The following is a 14,935-nucleotide window of genomic DNA, read 5'->3' as shown; positions in this document are numbered from 1 at the left end:
GTCCGTCGTCAGCCGGCGAGCACGGTACGATTGGCCTCGAGGAAGCTCTCGAGGGACTGCGGCTTGCGGCCGGAGAGCTGCTCGACGACGTCGGTGACGATGGCGTGGTAACCCTGGGCGGCGTCGACGTCGAAGCTGACCATCACGTCGGCCATGAACTCCGGAACGCCGGCCGAAATCATGCCGGCGCGCAGGCCGGCGGGCGCCAGGCCGATGCGGGTCACCGGCTTGCCGGAGACCCGCGAGAAGAGGTCGGCGACCTCCTCCTGCGTCACGGCCGCCGGACCGGTGACGTCGAGGACCTGCTTGCCGGTCGCGGTCAGCAGTGCGCCGGCGGCCGCGCGGGCGGCGTCGGTCCGGGTGACGTAGCTGCGGCCCTCGCCATTGGTGGCATCGAACAACTGGCCGGACGCGATGGCCGGCCCCGCGCCCATCAGCGCGATCTCGGCATAGATGTGGTTGCGCAGGATCGTCCAGTCCGTGTTGCCGCGATAGAGGCGGAGTTCCGTCGCGAAGTGGTCGTTGCGCACGAAGCTGCCGGGGTTAGGGCTGGCGGCGGGAGCAGAGGTGTAGACGAAGTGCCGCACGCCCGCGGCCTCGCCCGCATCGATGGCGGCAGCCTGCTGCTCGGCGCGTACGCCCACCGCATCGGTCGAGATGATGAGGGCGCGCTCGATGCCGGCGAAGCCGGCCGCGAGGCTTGCCGCGTCGGCGAAGTCGAGCTTGCGCACCTCGACGCCGCGGGCGGCCAGGTCGGCGAGCTTGTCGGGCGAGCGGGTGCCGGCGACGACGCGGGTGGCGCCGCGGGCGAGGAGCTCCTCGACGACAAGGCGACCGAGATGGCCGGAGGCGCCGGTCACGAGCAGGTTGCTGTTGCGGAAATCGTTCATTCTTGTCTCCTGAGTTCTGCGGCGGATGATGCCGCGTGCCCATCGGTACCCGCTCTTGAGAAACACTCTGCAAGAGAGTAAGTATCGAATGGAGACTGCCATATAGAGACACGGATTTGGTGGCGAAAGGAGGCACTTTCGCCGCATAAGGGCACCCGGAGGTGACTTGTGAGCGAACGGATGGATTGGGATGCGGTGATGGACGCCTGGCGCGCGGGCACGACGATGTCGGTGCCCCTGATTGGTTGTCCCGTGCGCGGCGTTCTCGACAAGATTAGCGACAAGTGGAGCATGCTGCTGATCATGTATCTTGCCATGAAGCCGATGCGATTCAATCAGTTGCGGCGGGAAGTTCCGGATATTTCTCAGAAGATGCTGACCCAGACCCTGCGCCAGCTGGAGCGCGACGGGCTGGTCATGCGCACCGTGTTTCCCACCAAGCCGCCATCGGTCGAGTATGCGCTGACCGAGCTCGGCAAATCGCTGGTCCTGCCCTTCGGGCATCTGATCGAGTGGGCCAACGCCAATCACGCCCGGATCGACGAGGCGCGGGCGCAGTTCGATGGAGCGGAGGCGGCTTGAGCGTCGGCGGCGCCCCGGTGGCCGATGGGCGGACCTCGATGCCACGTGGGTGTTCGTCGTGCCGTTCTGCGGCGCTGCGCCGGCGGCGCCTCTCCACAGGATACGCGCCGCAGAATTAGCAATTTTGCCTGAGATCGCCTATCTATAGGGCACCACGAACGGACAAGAATCACCGAGTGACCGATACGCCAGACAACGCGATGCCGTCCTCCGACATCGCCCCGATTTCAATCACCGATGAGATGCGCAAGTCCTATCTCGATTATGCCATGAGCGTGATCGTGAGCCGGGCTTTGCCGGACGTGCGCGACGGGCTGAAGCCCGTGCATCGGCGTATTCTCTTTTCGATGAACGAGAACGGCTACGAGTGGAACAAGCCTTACCGCAAGTCGGCGCGCGTGGTCGGCGACGTGATCGGTAAGTACCATCCGCATGGCGACGCATCGATCTACTACGCATTGGTGCGCATGGCCCAGCAGTTCTCCATGGGCCAGACGCTGATCGACGGACAGGGCAATTTCGGCTCGGTCGACGGCGACGAGCCGGCGGCCATGCGTTACACGGAAGTGCGCATGGAACGCTTGACCGGCGCGCTGCTCGACGATCTCGACAAGGATACGGTCGACTTCAAGGACAACTATGACGGCTCCGAGAAGGAGCCGGTGGCGCTGCCGGCGCGCTTCCCCAACCTGCTCGTCAACGGGGGCGGGGGCATCGCGGTCGGCATGGCGACCAATGTGCCGACCCACAATCTTGCCGAAGTGATCGACGCCACGCTTCTCATGCTCGACAGGCCCGAGGTGACGATCGAGGAGCTGATGGAGGTGCTGCCGGGGCCGGACTTCCCGACGGCGGCCGTCATCCTCGGGCGCTCGGGCATCCGCCAGGCCTACGAGACCGGGCGCGGCTCCATCCTCATCCGCGGGCGCGTCGCCATCGAGGAGGTGCGCAAGGAGCGCGAGGCGATCATCATCACCGAGATCCCGTATCAGGTGAACAAGAAGGTGATGGTCGAGCGGATCGCCGAGCTGGTGCGCGAGAAGCGCATCGAGGGGATCGCGGACCTGCGCGACGAATCCGATCGCTCAGGCATGCGCGTCGTCGTCGAGATCAAGCGCGACGCCGTGCCGGACGTGGTGCTCAACCAGCTCTACCGCTTCACGCCGCTGCAGTCCTCGTTCGGCTGCAATTTCGTGGCGCTCAACGGCGGCAAGCCCGAGCTGATGGGCCTGAAGCAGATCCTCACCGCCTTCATCGATTTCCGCGAGCAGGTGGTGACGCGTCGGGCGCGGTTCCTCCTCAACAAGGCGCGCGACCGCGCGCACGTGCTGGTGGGCCTCGCGGTCGCCGTCGCCAATATCGACGACGTCATCCACGTGATCCGCACGGCGCCGGATCCCGCCTCGGCCCGCGAGACGCTGATGACGCGCAACTGGCCGGCGGCGGACGTCGCGCCGCTGATCGCGCTCATCGACGATCCGCGCCACCGCATCAACGACGACGGCACCTTCAACCTCTCCGAGGAGCAGGCGCGGGCGATCCTCGAGCTGCGCCTCGCGCGCCTCACCGCGCTCGGGCGCGACGAGATCGGCGACGAGCTCAACGGGCTCGGCGCCGAGATCGAGGAGTACCTCGCTATCCTGCGCTCGCGTCAGCGCGTGATCGACATCATCCGCACAGAACTCACCGAGATCAAGGAGCAGTACGGCTCGCCGCGCCGCACCGAGATCAGCGACAGCGCCGCCGACTTCGAGGACGAGGACCTCATCGCGCGCGAGGATATGGTGGTGACCGTCACCCATGGCGGCTACATCAAGCGCGTGCCGCTCTCAGCCTATCGGGCGCAGAACCGCGGCGGCAAGGGTCGCACCGGCATGGCGACGCGCGAGGAGGATTTCGTCTCGCGCCTGTTCGTCGCCAACACGCATACGCCAGTGCTGTTCTTCACCTCGCGCGGCATCGCCTACAAGCTCAAGGTCTGGCGCCTGCCGCTTTCGGCGGCCAATGCGCGCGGCAAGGCGCTGATCAACATCCTGCCGCTCGAGCAGGGCGAGCGCATCACCTCGATCATGCCGCTGCCCGAGGACGAGACGACCTGGGCCGACCTTTACATCATGTTCGCGACGACCCGCGGCACCGTGCGGCGCAATTCGCTCGCCGATTTCGTCGAGGTCCGGCAGAACGGCAAGATCGCCATGAAGCTCGACGAGGGCGAGGCGATCGTCGGCGTCGAGACGGCGACGGCCAACGACGACGTGCTGCTGACCACCGCGCTCGGACAGGCGATCCGCTTCCCGCTCGAGGAGGTGCGCGTCTTCAAGGGCCGCGACTCCATGGGCGTGCGCGGCATTGCGCTCGCCGAAGGCGACCGGGTCATCTCCATGGCCGTCATCAACCACTCGGACGCGAGCGCCGAGGAGCGCGCCGCCTACCTCAAGATGAGCCGTGCCGTGCGCGGCGAGGAAGAGGCCGAAGAGAACGGCACCGACGAGGCCGATGTCGTTGCCGGCGCGCTCGACCAGGAGCGCTACGCGCAGATGAGCGCCATAGAGCAGTTCATCCTCACCGTCTCGGAGAACGGCTACGGCAAGCGCACCTCCAGCCACGAGTACCGGATCACTGGGCGCGGCGGCAAAGGCATCGTCGCCATGGCCGTCAACAAGCGCAACGGCAGCCTCGTTGCTTCCTTCCCGGTCAGCGAGGACGACCAGATCATGCTGATCAGCGACGGCGGGCAGACCATCCGCCTGCCGGTCGGCGGCGACAAGCCCATCCGCATCGTCTCGCGCGGCAGCCAGGGCGTCATTGTCTTCGATACAGCCGAGGACGAGAAAGTCGTCTCGGTCGAGCGAATCAGCGAGGCCGAAGGCGAAGAGGACGAGAACGGGGACACCGGGCAGGGCGACGAAGGCGTGGTGGAGTAACGCACTCCGATTTGCTCTCCTTGATAGTTATGTCCAAAATGAAGGGGGTACCCGCATGCGGGTACCCCCTTTTTGATTTGCGCCCGACTTATTGGGCAGGCGGTGCCTCGGCAGGCGCTTCGGCGGGGGCCTCTGCGGGCGCCTGGCCGCCTTCACCTGGAGCGGGCGGGCAGGCGCCGTCGATCATGGTCTCGGGCGGGCAGGGCAACTCCTCTGGAGCCGCCGGTGCAGATTTCTGCGGCGCCGCTTCAGGTTCGGCAGGCGGTTCGGCTGGCTGAGCCGCCGGTTCCTCGGTAGGCGCTGGGACCGGTTGCTCTGCAGGAGCCTGGGCCGGTTGCTCGGCAGGAGTGGGTTCTTCAGCTGGAGCAGGTTCTTCAACCGGAGCAGGCTGTTCGGCTGGAGCGGGTTCCTCGGCTGGGGCAGGTTGTTCAGCTGGGGCAGGCTCCTGCTCCTGGCCTTCCGGCGGGCAGGCGCCGTCCACCATGGTTTCGGGGGCACACTCCTGCTGCTCTGCAGGCGCGGCCGGGGAGGCTGGAGCGGCTTCCTCGCCTTCCTCCTGTGCTTCAGGCTGGGCTCCCTCTTCGGCGGGGGCTTCCCCGGTGGCGGGCGGTTCGGCGCCGTCCTGGGTCTCGCCTTGCGGCGCTGGAGCGGCTTCCTCGCCTTCCTGCACCGCAGGCGGCTGGTCCTCGGGCGCCGGAGCCTCGGCGTCAGGGGTTGCCTCCTCGCCCTCGGCGGCCGGCTCCTGCTGGTTGGTTATCACCTCCTCGGCCGCCTGCTCGGGCTCCACCGCCTCGGGCGGCTCGACGGTCTCCTCGGGCTCGGGAATCTCGGCCGCGAACACCTGAATGGTATCGGTTTCCGTCGAAACGGTCGCGGTCGTCGGCTCGCTCGTTTCCTCGATCTGGTAAGCGATCACCTCCTGACCGGTCGTCTGCTCGACGAAGTCGATATCGATGATGTTGTTGACGACGACGTTGTTCTCAACGAACACCGGCCCGACAAGCTCGGTCCTGGTGAAGAGATCGGGCTCCTCGGTGCCGAAGACGACCGAGACGCTGAGATCGGGCTCGACGAACCGCGTTACGGGCACGAAGATCCAGGCCGGCTCGGGCGGATCCTCGACCGATACCTCGATGGTGACGACGAAACCGTCGTCTTCGGGCGGAAGCGGTGCCCAGCCGATATAGTCGTCGCTGCGCCGCCAGCTCACCCATGCCGGCGCCCAGTGCGTGCCCGGCACCCAGCACCAGCCCAATCCGTCATCGTCGAACCAGCGGCCGTAGTGGTAGGTGGCCCAGGCGAAGGGCTCGTCGGACGCGAAATACCAGCCTCTATCGGCCAGATAGAGCCAGCGGCCGACGGTATATGGCCGCCAGCCGGCGTTGACCTCGGTCGGACACCAGACATAGCGGTATTGCGGGTGCCGCACCCAGATGCCGTGCGGCTGGAGCTCCTCGAAGAACAGGTTGAAGCTGACTTCGGCCGTCTGGGCCTGGACGGTCGTGACGGCGAACGGACCGACCGGTACGATGCTGGTCGATGTCAGCAGCGCGATTGCGGCGATGCCGCTGAGAATGCGTGACGTTTTCATCTTTTCCTCGCGGTTGGCCGCCCCTTGCGGCGGCAATAGCGAGCGCAGCCCGAAGTTCCGGTGGTGGGCTTGGACCTCGGCTTCGGGGGATCGGGTTAGTGCGTTGACTTCCAATGGATTGAATCACTTCAGGAAGTAGGGATCGACTAACCTGTGTAAGTTGCATGTCGTCCGGTCCGCCGGCGTGCCAGCCTCCGCCGGAGGCGGCTCCCGCGATTGCGGCAGGGGAGCGACCGCCGCAACATGCCTCTTGCCACCAGGCCACCTTTTGTGGCTGCCTTGCCTGCCAATGCCTGGAGCGCCACCATGATCGACCCCGCCATCATCCTTCCCTATCTGCTCGCCTGCCTGCTCTTTTCCATCGTGCCCGGTCCCTCGGTCTCGGTGGTCGTCGCCAATTCGCTGGGCGGGGGCACGCGGGCGGGGCTGCTCACCATCCTCGGCACGGAGCTGAGCATGCTCTCGATGGTGGTGATCGTCGCGCTTGGGCTCGAGGCGGTGATGTCGCTGGTGTCGGAGGCGTTCGAGATCATCAAGCTCGTCGGCGCCGCCTATCTCGTCTGGATCGGCTGGAAGATGTTCACCTCTTCCGGCAAGCTCCATATCGAAGCCGCGGACGGCCGTCTTCCGGTCGGGCGCTATATCTGGCAGGGCGCGCTGGTCAACTGGTCGAACCCCAAGACGCTGCTCTTCCTCTCGGCGTTCCTGCCGCAGTTCGTCGATCTTTCCCGGCCCGCCTTCGGGCAGATCATGGTCCTCGGGCTCCTCGTCATGGCGGTCGCGACCTCGACCGACGCCGTCTACGCGGTGGCTGCCGGACGGGCGCGCGGCTTCCTCACGGCGGCGCGGGTGCGCATGGTCAACCGCGTCTCCGGGGTTGTCCTGATGATCGGGGGCGTATGGCTGGCCCTGCAGAAACGGGCCTGATGGTCGATATCGTCGATCTTCGGGCTGCCCGCTGGTTTCGCGATATCGTCGCGGAGCGCATATGGAGGGCATGGTGGGCGCCCTACGGCGCGGCATTGTCGGACGTTGAGGCCGCGCTGGACGAGTGTCTCGCGCCCGGAGATCCGCCGTTCACCTTGGTCGCCCGAGCGGGCGAGCGGTTTCTCGGGACTGTCAGCGGCATCACCTCCGATCTCGATGCGCGTCCTCAACTCTCTCCCTGGATCGCCGCCCTCTGGGTGGAGCCCGACGAGCGAAGCCGGGGGATAGGTGGAGCATAGATGGAGGCGGCCGGAGAGCGACTCTTCGAGCTCGGAAAAACAGAGGTTTTCCTCTGCGCCCGGCCGACGTTGCGCAACTACTACGGGCACCGCGGGTGGCATCGTATGGAGGAGGGGGTCGGACCCGACATGCTCGACGTCTGGAAACGCGAACCTGCCGGTGAACGTCGGCCGATCTTGCCCTGACTCGCCTCGCGTGCCACAACCGCTCGAAAAGGGGAGCGGCAATGACCAGACTCGTCGGATTCTATCCCGGTTCGTTCGACCCGGTGACCAATGGGCATCTCGATGTCATCGAGCGGGCGTGCAAGCTCGTCGATCGGCTGATCGTGGGAGTGGGCGTCAGCGCCACCAAGAAGCCGCTCTTTGCCCATGCGGACCGCATCGAGCTCCTGAAGCAGACGCTGGCGCCCGTCGGCAGGCGCACCGACACCGAGATCGAGATCATCGATTTCAAGGGACTGATGGTGCAGGCGGCGCGCGAGCACGGGGCCAAGCTCATCATCCGGGGCCTGCGCGACACCACCGACTACAACTACGAGATGCAAATGGTGGGCATGAACGCGCAGATGGCGCCCGACCTGCAGACCGTCTTCGTGCCCTCGAGCCCCCATGTGCGGCACATCTCGGCCACATTGGTGCGCCAGATAGCCGAGATGGGCGGAGACATTTCCGCTTTCGTTCCCCAGATCGTCCTGAAGGCCTTGAAACCCTGATGAATAAGACCTTTACGCAACGCCGTCGCCTCATCGGCGCGCTCGCTATTGCCTTCGCCGCCGTGCTCGCGACCGCGTTCGCTTTCCCTGCCGCCGCCCAGGATCGGGCGGGGACGCCGCATTTGATGCTCGAGCTGCCGGCGGGCACCGTCGACATCGAGTTGCTGCCCGATCTTGCTCCGCAGCATGTCGAGCGTATCGTGACGCTCGCGGAGGACGGGTTCTACAACGGCCTCGTCTTTCACCGCGTGATCGATGGTTTCATGGCGCAGACGGGCGATCCGACCGGCACGGGCGCGGGTGGCTCGGACCTGCCGGACCTGCCGGCCGAGTTCACCAGCGAGCCGTTCGCGCGCGGCGTCCTCGGCATGGCCCGCACCAATGATCCCAACAGCGCCAACTCGCAGTTCTTCATCACCTATGCCGACACCCCGCATCTCAACGGGCAGTACACGGTGTTCGGGCGCGTGGTCTCGGGCATGGAGTTCGTCGATGCGCTGAAGAAAGGCGATCCGGCGACCAACGGCATGGTCGATGGGCCGGATGCGATCGTTTCGGCAAGCATCGAGTATCGGTAGGCCTTGTAGCCGGCCTCGCCACCCATCGCTTTCGCCGGGGTGACATCGCAGGTGAGGCAAGCTAAAGCGAACGCCACCACGTTTCGTACAACAACTGAAAGTTTCTCCAGATGGCCGAATACGCCGATCCCGAAAACACCCTCGTCATCGAGACCACCAAGGGCACGGTGGTCATCGCCATGCGGCCGGACCTGGCGCCGAACCACGTTGCGCACATCAAGAAGCTGGCGCGGGAGGGGTTTTATGACGGCATCGTCTTCCATCGCGTGATCGAGGGCTTCATGGCCCAGACCGGATGCCCCAACGGCACCGGCACGGGCGGGTCGCAGTACCCGAACCTCAAGCAGGAATTCAACGCCGAGCCGCATGTGCGCGGCACCGCCTCCATGGCGCGCGCGCAGAACCCGGACAGCGCCAATTCGCAGTTCTTCATCTGCTTCGACGACGCGCGCTTCCTTGACCGGCAGTACACCGTCTGGGGCAAGGTCATCGAGGGCATGGAGAACGTCGACCAGATCAAGCGCGGCGAGCCGGTGCGGGATCCCGATCAGATGATCTCGGTCAAGGTCGCGGCTGATATTGCGGCTTAGTTCTAACGACTAAAACCCCGATGTCATCCCGGCGAAGGCCGGGATCCATCCTGAGATATAACCGCTGCCGCAAGGTGTATGAACGAGGCATCTTGCGGCATCTTGCGGTATCTCAGGATGGGCCCCGGCCTTCGCCGGGGTGACATTCGGTGGGCGATTGCACCATGCGCGTCGATCTCTTCGATTTCGAGCTTCCCGAGGACCGGATCGCCCTTCACCCGGCTGAGCCGCGCGACAGCGCGCGGCTGCTGGTGGTCGATCCGCGCGATGGGCTGGAAGACCGCAATGTGCGGGACCTGCTCTGGCTCCTGCGGCCCGGCGACGTGCTGGTCGTCAACGACACGCGCGTGCTGCCGGCCGAACTGCGGGGCGAGCGGGTGCGCGGCGAGCACCGGGCGAGCGTTTCGTTCAACCTTCACAAGCGGGTGGATGCCAGGACCTGGCGCGCGTTCGCGCGGCCGGCCAAGCGCCTCAAGGTCTTCGACCGGCTTGAGCTCGGGTCCGATGGCATGGAGCCGCTGCTGGCCACCGTCGCCGGCAAGGGCGACACGGGCGAGGTGACGCTGGAATTCGATCTCTCGGGCGCCGCGCTCGACGAGGCGATCAAGTCGCACGGGGCGATGCCGCTGCCGCCCTATATCGAAGCCAAGCGCAGGCCCAGCGAGCGCGACCGCACCGACTATCAGACGGTCTACGCCGCCGAGGACGGCGCCGTCGCCGCGCCGACGGCGGGCCTGCATTTCACCGAAGACCTGCTCGTCGGCCTGCAGCAGAAGGGCGTCTCCATCGAGCGGGTGACGCTGCACGTAGGGGCAGGGACCTTCCTGCCGATGAAGGCCGAGGACACCGACGACCACGTGATGCACGCCGAGTGGGGCGAGATCGAAGCCGACACCGTCAGGCGCATCCTTGCGGCCAGGCAGAAGGGCGGAAGGGTCGTCGCGGTCGGAACGACCAGCCTGCGTCTCCTCGAGACCGCCGCGCGCGCCACCGGCACGCTCGCGCCGTTCGTGGGCGAGACCGACATCTTCATCACCCCCGGCTTCCGCTTCCGCGCCGTCGACGTGCTGATGACGAACTTCCACCTGCCCAAATCGACCCTCTTCATGCTGGTTGCTGCCTTCAGCGGGCTCGATGTGATGAAGCGGGCCTATGCGCATGCGATAGCGAACGGTTACCGGTTCTATTCCTATGGGGATTCCTCGCTTCTCTACCGCGCCTCGCCGCGCGATGACGAGGACGGCGCGTGACGGCCCCCACGGCCCCGGTCACGCGCTACACCAATCGTATCGTCGCCGTCCTGCGGCGCGTCGCAGCCGATACCGATGCGTCGCACCTGACCTTCGACAGGCTCATCGAGGCGATGGGGCAACATGCGCATCGCCTGCTTATCCTCATGCTGACGCTGCTCAACATGATCCCGGGGCCGCCCGGTTTCGGCGGCACTGTTGCCTGGACGACGTTCGCCGTCGCCCTCGCCATGGTGCTCAATCGGCCCATCCGTCTGCCGGGCATCATCGGCCGGCGCAGGCTCCCGCTACGGCCTCTGCTGAAGGCCAGCGAGCAGGTGGCGCGGGTCACGGCGATCATCGCGCGCTTCTCGCGCCCGCGCATGCGCTGGCTGACCGGGGCGGCAGCCACGGTCCCCTATGGGATTTTCGCCATGGTCATCAGCGTGGGGATGACCATCCCGATTCCCTTCGTCAACGCCGTGCCCAATGTGGGCCTCTGCGTACTTGCATTTTCCATGCTGAACCGGGACGGCGTCGGCGCCGTGCTGGGCACCATCATCTGCCTTGCAGGCCTGGTGATCGAGGCGCTGCTGATCTTCGGCGTCGTCAACCTCGGCATGGCCGCCGTCGACGCCATCACGTGAGGTTCGCCGGGGCATGAGGTGCATTGTCCGCGGCCCGGCGACGGGCTAGAACCCGCGCCATGAACAAGACGATGAAGCAGGTCTCCTTTTCCCTTGCCGCCACCGATGGCATGGCCCGGCGCGGGCGGATCGATACTCCGCGCGGCGATATCCAGACGCCGGCCTTCATGCCGGTCGGCACCGCCGGCACGGTCAAGGCGCTCTATCCCGAGCAGGTGCGCGAAACGGGCGCCGACATCCTTCTCGGCAACACTTACCACCTGATGCTGCGGCCGGGCGCCGAGCGCGTGGCAAAGCTTGGCGGGCTGCATGTCTTCATGGACTGGCCGCGCCCGATCCTCACCGACAGCGGCGGCTTCCAGGTGATGAGCCTGTCGAAGCTTCGCAAGATCACCGAGCAGGGCGTCACCTTCCGCTCGCATCTCGACGGCTCGGCCTATGAGCTGACGCCCGAGCGTTCCATCGAGATCCAGACGCTGCTCGACAGCGACATCATCATGCAGCTCGACGAGTGCATCCCGCTGCCCTCCGAAAAGAAGGAGATGGAGCGGGCGATGGAGCTGTCGCTGCGGTGGGGGGATCGTTCCAAAACCGCGTTCGACAGCCAGATGAACCGCGCCCTCTTCGGCATCGTGCAGGGGGGCGACGATGCGGAGCTGCGGGGGAAGTCGGCGGCGGGGCTCAGGTCCATCGGCTTCGACGGTTATGCCGTGGGCGGCCTTGCTGTCGGCGAGCCGCAGGAGGTGATGTTCCGCGTGCTCGGCGAGATCACGCCGGAGCTGCCGGTCGACCGGCCGCGCTATCTCATGGGCGTCGGCAAGCCCGACGACATCCTCGGCGGCATCGAACGCGGCATCGACATGTTCGACTGCGTGCACCCGACCCGCGCCGGCCGGCACGGCCACGCCTATACGCGCTTTGGCGTCATCAATCTGAAGAACGCCCGGCATAAGGATGACCCGCGCCCGTTGGACGAGGCTTCGCCCAACCCCAACTGCCGGCGCTTCTCGCGAGCGTACCTGCATCATCTCGTTAAGACAGAGGAGATTTTGGGCGCGATGATCCTTTCGCAGATCAATCTCTCCTATTATCAAGAGCTGGTTTCGGGCGCCCGGGGTGCGATCGAGGCGGGGCGCTTTTCGGATTTTGCGGCGGAAACCCGCGCCCAGTGGGCGGCAGGGGATTTGCCGGTGATCGATGGGTAGAAGGATGCGTCGAATTGCCCTTTTGCTTCAATTACCCACCGGGTCATCCCCGCGAAAGCGGGGACCTCTGTTTGGTGCGCCCGCTGTGAAACGGAGGTTCCCGCTTTCGCGGGAATGACCCCGTGGGTGTGGATGTAATCGAGCACTACAGCCCGCTATGCGGTTAACTGATCGAAGGATGAAACCAATGGCCAAGACCGGACGCAAGGCGACGTTTGCCGCGCTCGAGAAGCAGGCGGAGCGCATGGCCGACAGGCCCATGCGGCTGCTGTTCGCCGAGGACCCGAACCGCTTCCAGCGGTTCTCGGTCAAGGCCGGCGACATCCTGCTCGACTATTCCAAGAACCGGGTCGACGAAGAGGTGATGGACGCGCTCTTCGCCTTCGCCCGCTCGGTCGATGTCGAAGGGCGGCGGGACGCCATGTGGGCGGGCGAGCCGATCAACAGCACCGAGCACCGCTCGGTCCTGCACATGGCGCTGCGCTACCAGGGCGACCAGCCGGTCAAGGTCGGGGGCGAGGACGTGATGCCGGGCGTGCGCGAGACGCTCGCCAACATCAAGGTGTTCTCGGACATGGTGCGCGACGGCTCGATCCGCGGCACGGCCGGCGAGCAGTTCACCGACATCGTCAACATCGGCATCGGCGGCTCGGACCTTGGCCCGGCGATGGTGACGCTGGCGCTCGAGCCCTATACCCGCGCGGACCTACGTGCGCACTACGTCTCCAACGTCGACGGCGCGCACATGCACGATACGCTGAAGCGCCTCGACCCCAGCCGCACGCTCTTCATCGTCGCCTCCAAGACCTTCACCACCGACGAGACCATGACCAATGCGGCGAGCGCGCGCAAATGGATCGCCGATGCGCTGGGCGAGGCGGCGGTCAACGACCATTTCGCGGCCGTTTCGACCAATATCGCGGCTTGCCAGGCCTTCGGCATCAAGCAGGACCGCATCTTCGGCTTCTGGGACTGGGTCGGCGGGCGCTATTCGGTCTGGTCGGCCATCGGCCTGCCGGTGGCGATCGCCGTCGGCTTCGAGAACTTCGAGAAGTTCCTCAAGGGCGCGGCCGAGATGGACGCGCATTTCCTCTCCGCTCCCCTCGAGAAGAACCTGCCGGTGATCATGGGGCTCATCGGCGTCTGGTATCGCAACGCCTGGGGGTTTGCGACGCACGCGGTGCTGCCCTACGACCAGCGCCTCAGCCGCTTCACCGCTTACCTGCAGCAGCAGGACATGGAGAGCAACGGCAAGTCGGTGACGCTCGCCGGCAAGGCGGTCAACTGGTCGACGGGGCCGATCGTCTGGGGCGAGCCCGGCACCAATGGCCAGCACGCCTTCTACCAGCTCATCCACCAGGGCACCGACGTCATCCCTTGCGACTTCCTCATCGCCGCCAATCCGCAGGAGGATTTGCCGCCGCATCACGCCAAGCTCGTCGCCAACGTGCTGGCGCAGTCCGAGGCGCTGATGCTCGGCAAGACCGAGAAGGAAGTCGAGGCTGAGCTCGAGGCGCAGGGCCTCGGCGAGGATGAGATCGCGGCACTGACCCCGCACAAGGTTTTTCCGGGCAACCGGCCGTCCAACACGATCATGTACGGCAAGCTGACGCCCGAGACGCTCGGCGCGCTCGTTGCGCTCTACGAGCACAAGGTTTTCGTGCAGGGCACGATCTGGAACGTCAATTCCTACGACCAGTGGGGCGTCGAGCTCGGCAAGCAGCTCGCCAAGGCGCTGCTGCCCAAGGTCGAGGGCAAGGCCGAGTGGAAGGACCACGACGCCTCGACGCAGGGCCTGCTCGCCTACTACCACGAGCTGCGCAAGTAGGCATGCCCGGCAAGCCGCAGGACATAGCTCCCTTCCTGGAACGCATCGCAGAGGTCGCGCCGGAGCTGAAAGGCGCGCCCTATGAGGTGCTGGGCGAGGGCTGGGACAGCGTCGCTCTCGACGTTGCCGGCGAATGGATCTTCAAGTTCCCGCGCTCGGCGGATGCCGAGGCATCGCTGCTGCGCGAGGCTGGCTTCCTCGACGCCATTGCCCCGCACGTGCGCATGAACGTTCCGCGGCTCATCGTCCACGATCGTGGCGGGCGTCCGTTCAGCCAGCACCGCAAGATCGCGGGCGAGCACCTGCTGGCGGAGGGGTATCGCAAGCTCGGCGACACGCAGCGCGATCGGCTGGCGTGGCAGCTGGCCGAGCTCTATGCCGATCTCCATGCCATTCCGCTGGAGGTCATGGTCGCGGCCGGCGCCGAGCCGGTGGAAGCCTTTCCGAGCCCGGAGTGGATCGAGGAGCGGCTGCACCGGTTGCCGGCGCATCTGCAGGCCTATGGCCGCGATGTCGTTGCCCGCTGGCGTGACGAGATCGCCCGCCCGGCGGACCTCATCTTCGGTCAGTTCGACGGCCATGGCTGGAACATGGCCTTCGACCATGCGACGGGCACGCTCAACGGCGTCTACGACTTCGCCGACGCTGGGATCGGCGAGCGCCACCGCGACTTCGCGCTGCCCAATCTCATCGATCCGGAGCTCACCGGACGCGTCATTGCGCATTACGCCGACCTCACCGGCATCGCCATCGATCCGGCCCGCGTCGATCTCAACACCGCCGTGCAGCGCTTCTGGGAGCATCTGACGGACGACGAGATCGATCAGTCCTGGCTCGATGCATGGGCGGAGTACGAGGCTGCGCTGCGCTAAACACTTTCAGGTTTTGACGGAAGAATGCGCCGGTCGGCTCCCCTCCCCCTTGAGGGG

Annotated in this window: 14 protein-coding genes; 12 read left to right on the top strand and 2 right to left on the bottom strand. The window is 66.0% G+C overall.

From position 1 onward, the window contains the following. Positions 1-8: 8 nt before the first annotated feature. The gene (locus tag VE25_RS09425) at positions 9-890 is read right to left on the bottom strand and encodes an NAD(P)H-binding protein (protein WP_046108363.1); all 882 of its coding nucleotides are present in this window, start codon (positions 888-890) and stop codon (positions 9-11) included. Positions 891-1,088: 198 nt separating this feature from the next. On the opposite strand from VE25_RS09425, the gene VE25_RS09420 reads away from it, so the two are divergent. Beyond that, on the top strand, positions 1,089-1,472 hold the full coding sequence (locus VE25_RS09420; protein WP_046108424.1) for a winged helix-turn-helix transcriptional regulator: 384 nt from the start codon (positions 1,089-1,091) through the stop codon (positions 1,470-1,472). Positions 1,473-1,672: 200 nt separating this feature from the next. Further along, positions 1,673-4,396: a DNA gyrase subunit A gene (gene gyrA / locus VE25_RS09415; protein ID WP_046108423.1), complete on the top strand. Its 2,724-nt coding sequence runs from the start codon at positions 1,673-1,675 to the stop codon at positions 4,394-4,396. An 88-nt stretch (positions 4,397-4,484) separates the two neighbouring features. Here gyrA and VE25_RS22960 read toward each other — a convergent pair whose 3' ends face one another. After that, positions 4,485-5,987, bottom strand: a complete 1,503-nt coding sequence (locus VE25_RS22960) for a DUF6600 domain-containing protein (protein WP_160299972.1) — start codon at positions 5,985-5,987, stop codon at positions 4,485-4,487. Between the two features lie 306 nt (positions 5,988-6,293). On the opposite strand from VE25_RS22960, the gene VE25_RS09405 reads away from it, so the two are divergent. From VE25_RS09405 to VE25_RS09360, 10 genes are all read left to right on the top strand, one after another. Continuing rightward, complete coding sequence (locus VE25_RS09405) at positions 6,294-6,914, top strand: LysE family translocator (protein WP_046108361.1); 621 nt, start codon at positions 6,294-6,296, stop codon at positions 6,912-6,914. Continuing rightward, positions 6,914-7,213, top strand: coding sequence for a GNAT family N-acetyltransferase (locus VE25_RS22720; RefSeq protein WP_052731855.1), 300 nt, complete (start codon positions 6,914-6,916; stop codon positions 7,211-7,213). The genes VE25_RS09405 and VE25_RS22720 overlap by 1 nt, the downstream gene beginning before the upstream one ends. A gap of 227 nt (positions 7,214-7,440) precedes the next feature. Beyond that, positions 7,441-7,929, top strand: coding sequence for a pantetheine-phosphate adenylyltransferase (gene coaD, locus VE25_RS09395; RefSeq protein WP_046108360.1), 489 nt, complete (start codon positions 7,441-7,443; stop codon positions 7,927-7,929). Beyond that, entirely contained in the window at positions 7,929-8,507 is a 579-nt protein-coding gene (locus tag VE25_RS09390; protein WP_046108359.1) for a peptidylprolyl isomerase, read from the top strand. The genes coaD and VE25_RS09390 overlap by 1 nt, the downstream gene beginning before the upstream one ends. Positions 8,508-8,617: 110 nt before the next feature. Then, on the top strand, positions 8,618-9,097 hold the full coding sequence (locus VE25_RS09385; protein ID WP_046108358.1) for a peptidylprolyl isomerase: 480 nt from the start codon (positions 8,618-8,620) through the stop codon (positions 9,095-9,097). Between the two features lie 164 nt (positions 9,098-9,261). After that, entirely contained in the window at positions 9,262-10,347 is a 1,086-nt protein-coding gene (gene queA / locus VE25_RS09380) for a tRNA preQ1(34) S-adenosylmethionine ribosyltransferase-isomerase QueA (protein ID WP_046108422.1), read from the top strand. Next, positions 10,344-10,973, top strand: coding sequence for an exopolysaccharide biosynthesis protein (locus VE25_RS09375; RefSeq protein WP_046108357.1), 630 nt, complete (start codon positions 10,344-10,346; stop codon positions 10,971-10,973). Before queA ends, VE25_RS09375 begins: the two co-directional genes overlap by 4 nt. Positions 10,974-11,032: 59 nt before the next feature. Next, complete coding sequence (gene tgt, locus VE25_RS09370) at positions 11,033-12,178, top strand: tRNA guanosine(34) transglycosylase Tgt (RefSeq protein WP_046108356.1); 1,146 nt, start codon at positions 11,033-11,035, stop codon at positions 12,176-12,178. Between the two features lie 187 nt (positions 12,179-12,365). Beyond that, the gene (gene pgi, locus VE25_RS09365) at positions 12,366-14,006 is read left to right on the top strand and encodes a glucose-6-phosphate isomerase (RefSeq protein WP_046108355.1); all 1,641 of its coding nucleotides are present in this window, start codon (positions 12,366-12,368) and stop codon (positions 14,004-14,006) included. A gap of 2 nt (positions 14,007-14,008) precedes the next feature. Continuing rightward, positions 14,009-14,878: a phosphotransferase family protein gene (locus VE25_RS09360; RefSeq protein WP_046108354.1), complete on the top strand. Its 870-nt coding sequence runs from the start codon at positions 14,009-14,011 to the stop codon at positions 14,876-14,878. Positions 14,879-14,935 lie beyond the last annotated feature (57 nt).

Source organism: Devosia geojensis, assembly GCF_000969415.1.
Classification (GTDB): Bacteria; Pseudomonadota; Alphaproteobacteria; order Rhizobiales; family Devosiaceae; genus Devosia; species Devosia geojensis.
Note: the sequence above shows the minus strand (reverse complement) of the source record. Positions and strands in the feature narration are given on the sequence as shown.

Excerpts from the sequence above, each read along its gene's own strand:
- VE25_RS09425 (WP_046108363.1), bottom strand. The coding sequence starts at position 890 with ATGAACGATTTCCGCAACAGCAACCTGCTCGTGACCGGCGCCTCCGGC.
- VE25_RS09420 (WP_046108424.1), top strand. The coding sequence starts at position 1,089 with ATGGACGCCTGGCGCGCGGGCACGACGATGTCGGTGCCCCTGATTGGT.
- gyrA (WP_046108423.1), top strand. The coding sequence starts at position 1,673 with ATGCCGTCCTCCGACATCGCCCCGATTTCAATCACCGATGAGATGCGC.
- VE25_RS22960 (WP_160299972.1), bottom strand. The coding sequence starts at position 5,987 with ATGAAAACGTCACGCATTCTCAGCGGCATCGCCGCAATCGCGCTGCTG.
- VE25_RS09405 (WP_046108361.1), top strand. The coding sequence starts at position 6,294 with ATGATCGACCCCGCCATCATCCTTCCCTATCTGCTCGCCTGCCTGCTC.
- VE25_RS22720 (WP_052731855.1), top strand. The coding sequence starts at position 6,914 with ATGGTCGATATCGTCGATCTTCGGGCTGCCCGCTGGTTTCGCGATATC.
- coaD (WP_046108360.1), top strand. The coding sequence starts at position 7,441 with ATGACCAGACTCGTCGGATTCTATCCCGGTTCGTTCGACCCGGTGACC.
- VE25_RS09390 (WP_046108359.1), top strand. The coding sequence starts at position 7,929 with ATGAATAAGACCTTTACGCAACGCCGTCGCCTCATCGGCGCGCTCGCT.
- VE25_RS09385 (WP_046108358.1), top strand. The coding sequence starts at position 8,618 with ATGGCCGAATACGCCGATCCCGAAAACACCCTCGTCATCGAGACCACC.
- queA (WP_046108422.1), top strand. The coding sequence starts at position 9,262 with ATGCGCGTCGATCTCTTCGATTTCGAGCTTCCCGAGGACCGGATCGCC.
- tgt (WP_046108356.1), top strand. The coding sequence starts at position 11,033 with ATGAACAAGACGATGAAGCAGGTCTCCTTTTCCCTTGCCGCCACCGAT.
- pgi (WP_046108355.1), top strand. The coding sequence starts at position 12,366 with ATGGCCAAGACCGGACGCAAGGCGACGTTTGCCGCGCTCGAGAAGCAG.
- VE25_RS09360 (WP_046108354.1), top strand. The coding sequence starts at position 14,009 with ATGCCCGGCAAGCCGCAGGACATAGCTCCCTTCCTGGAACGCATCGCA.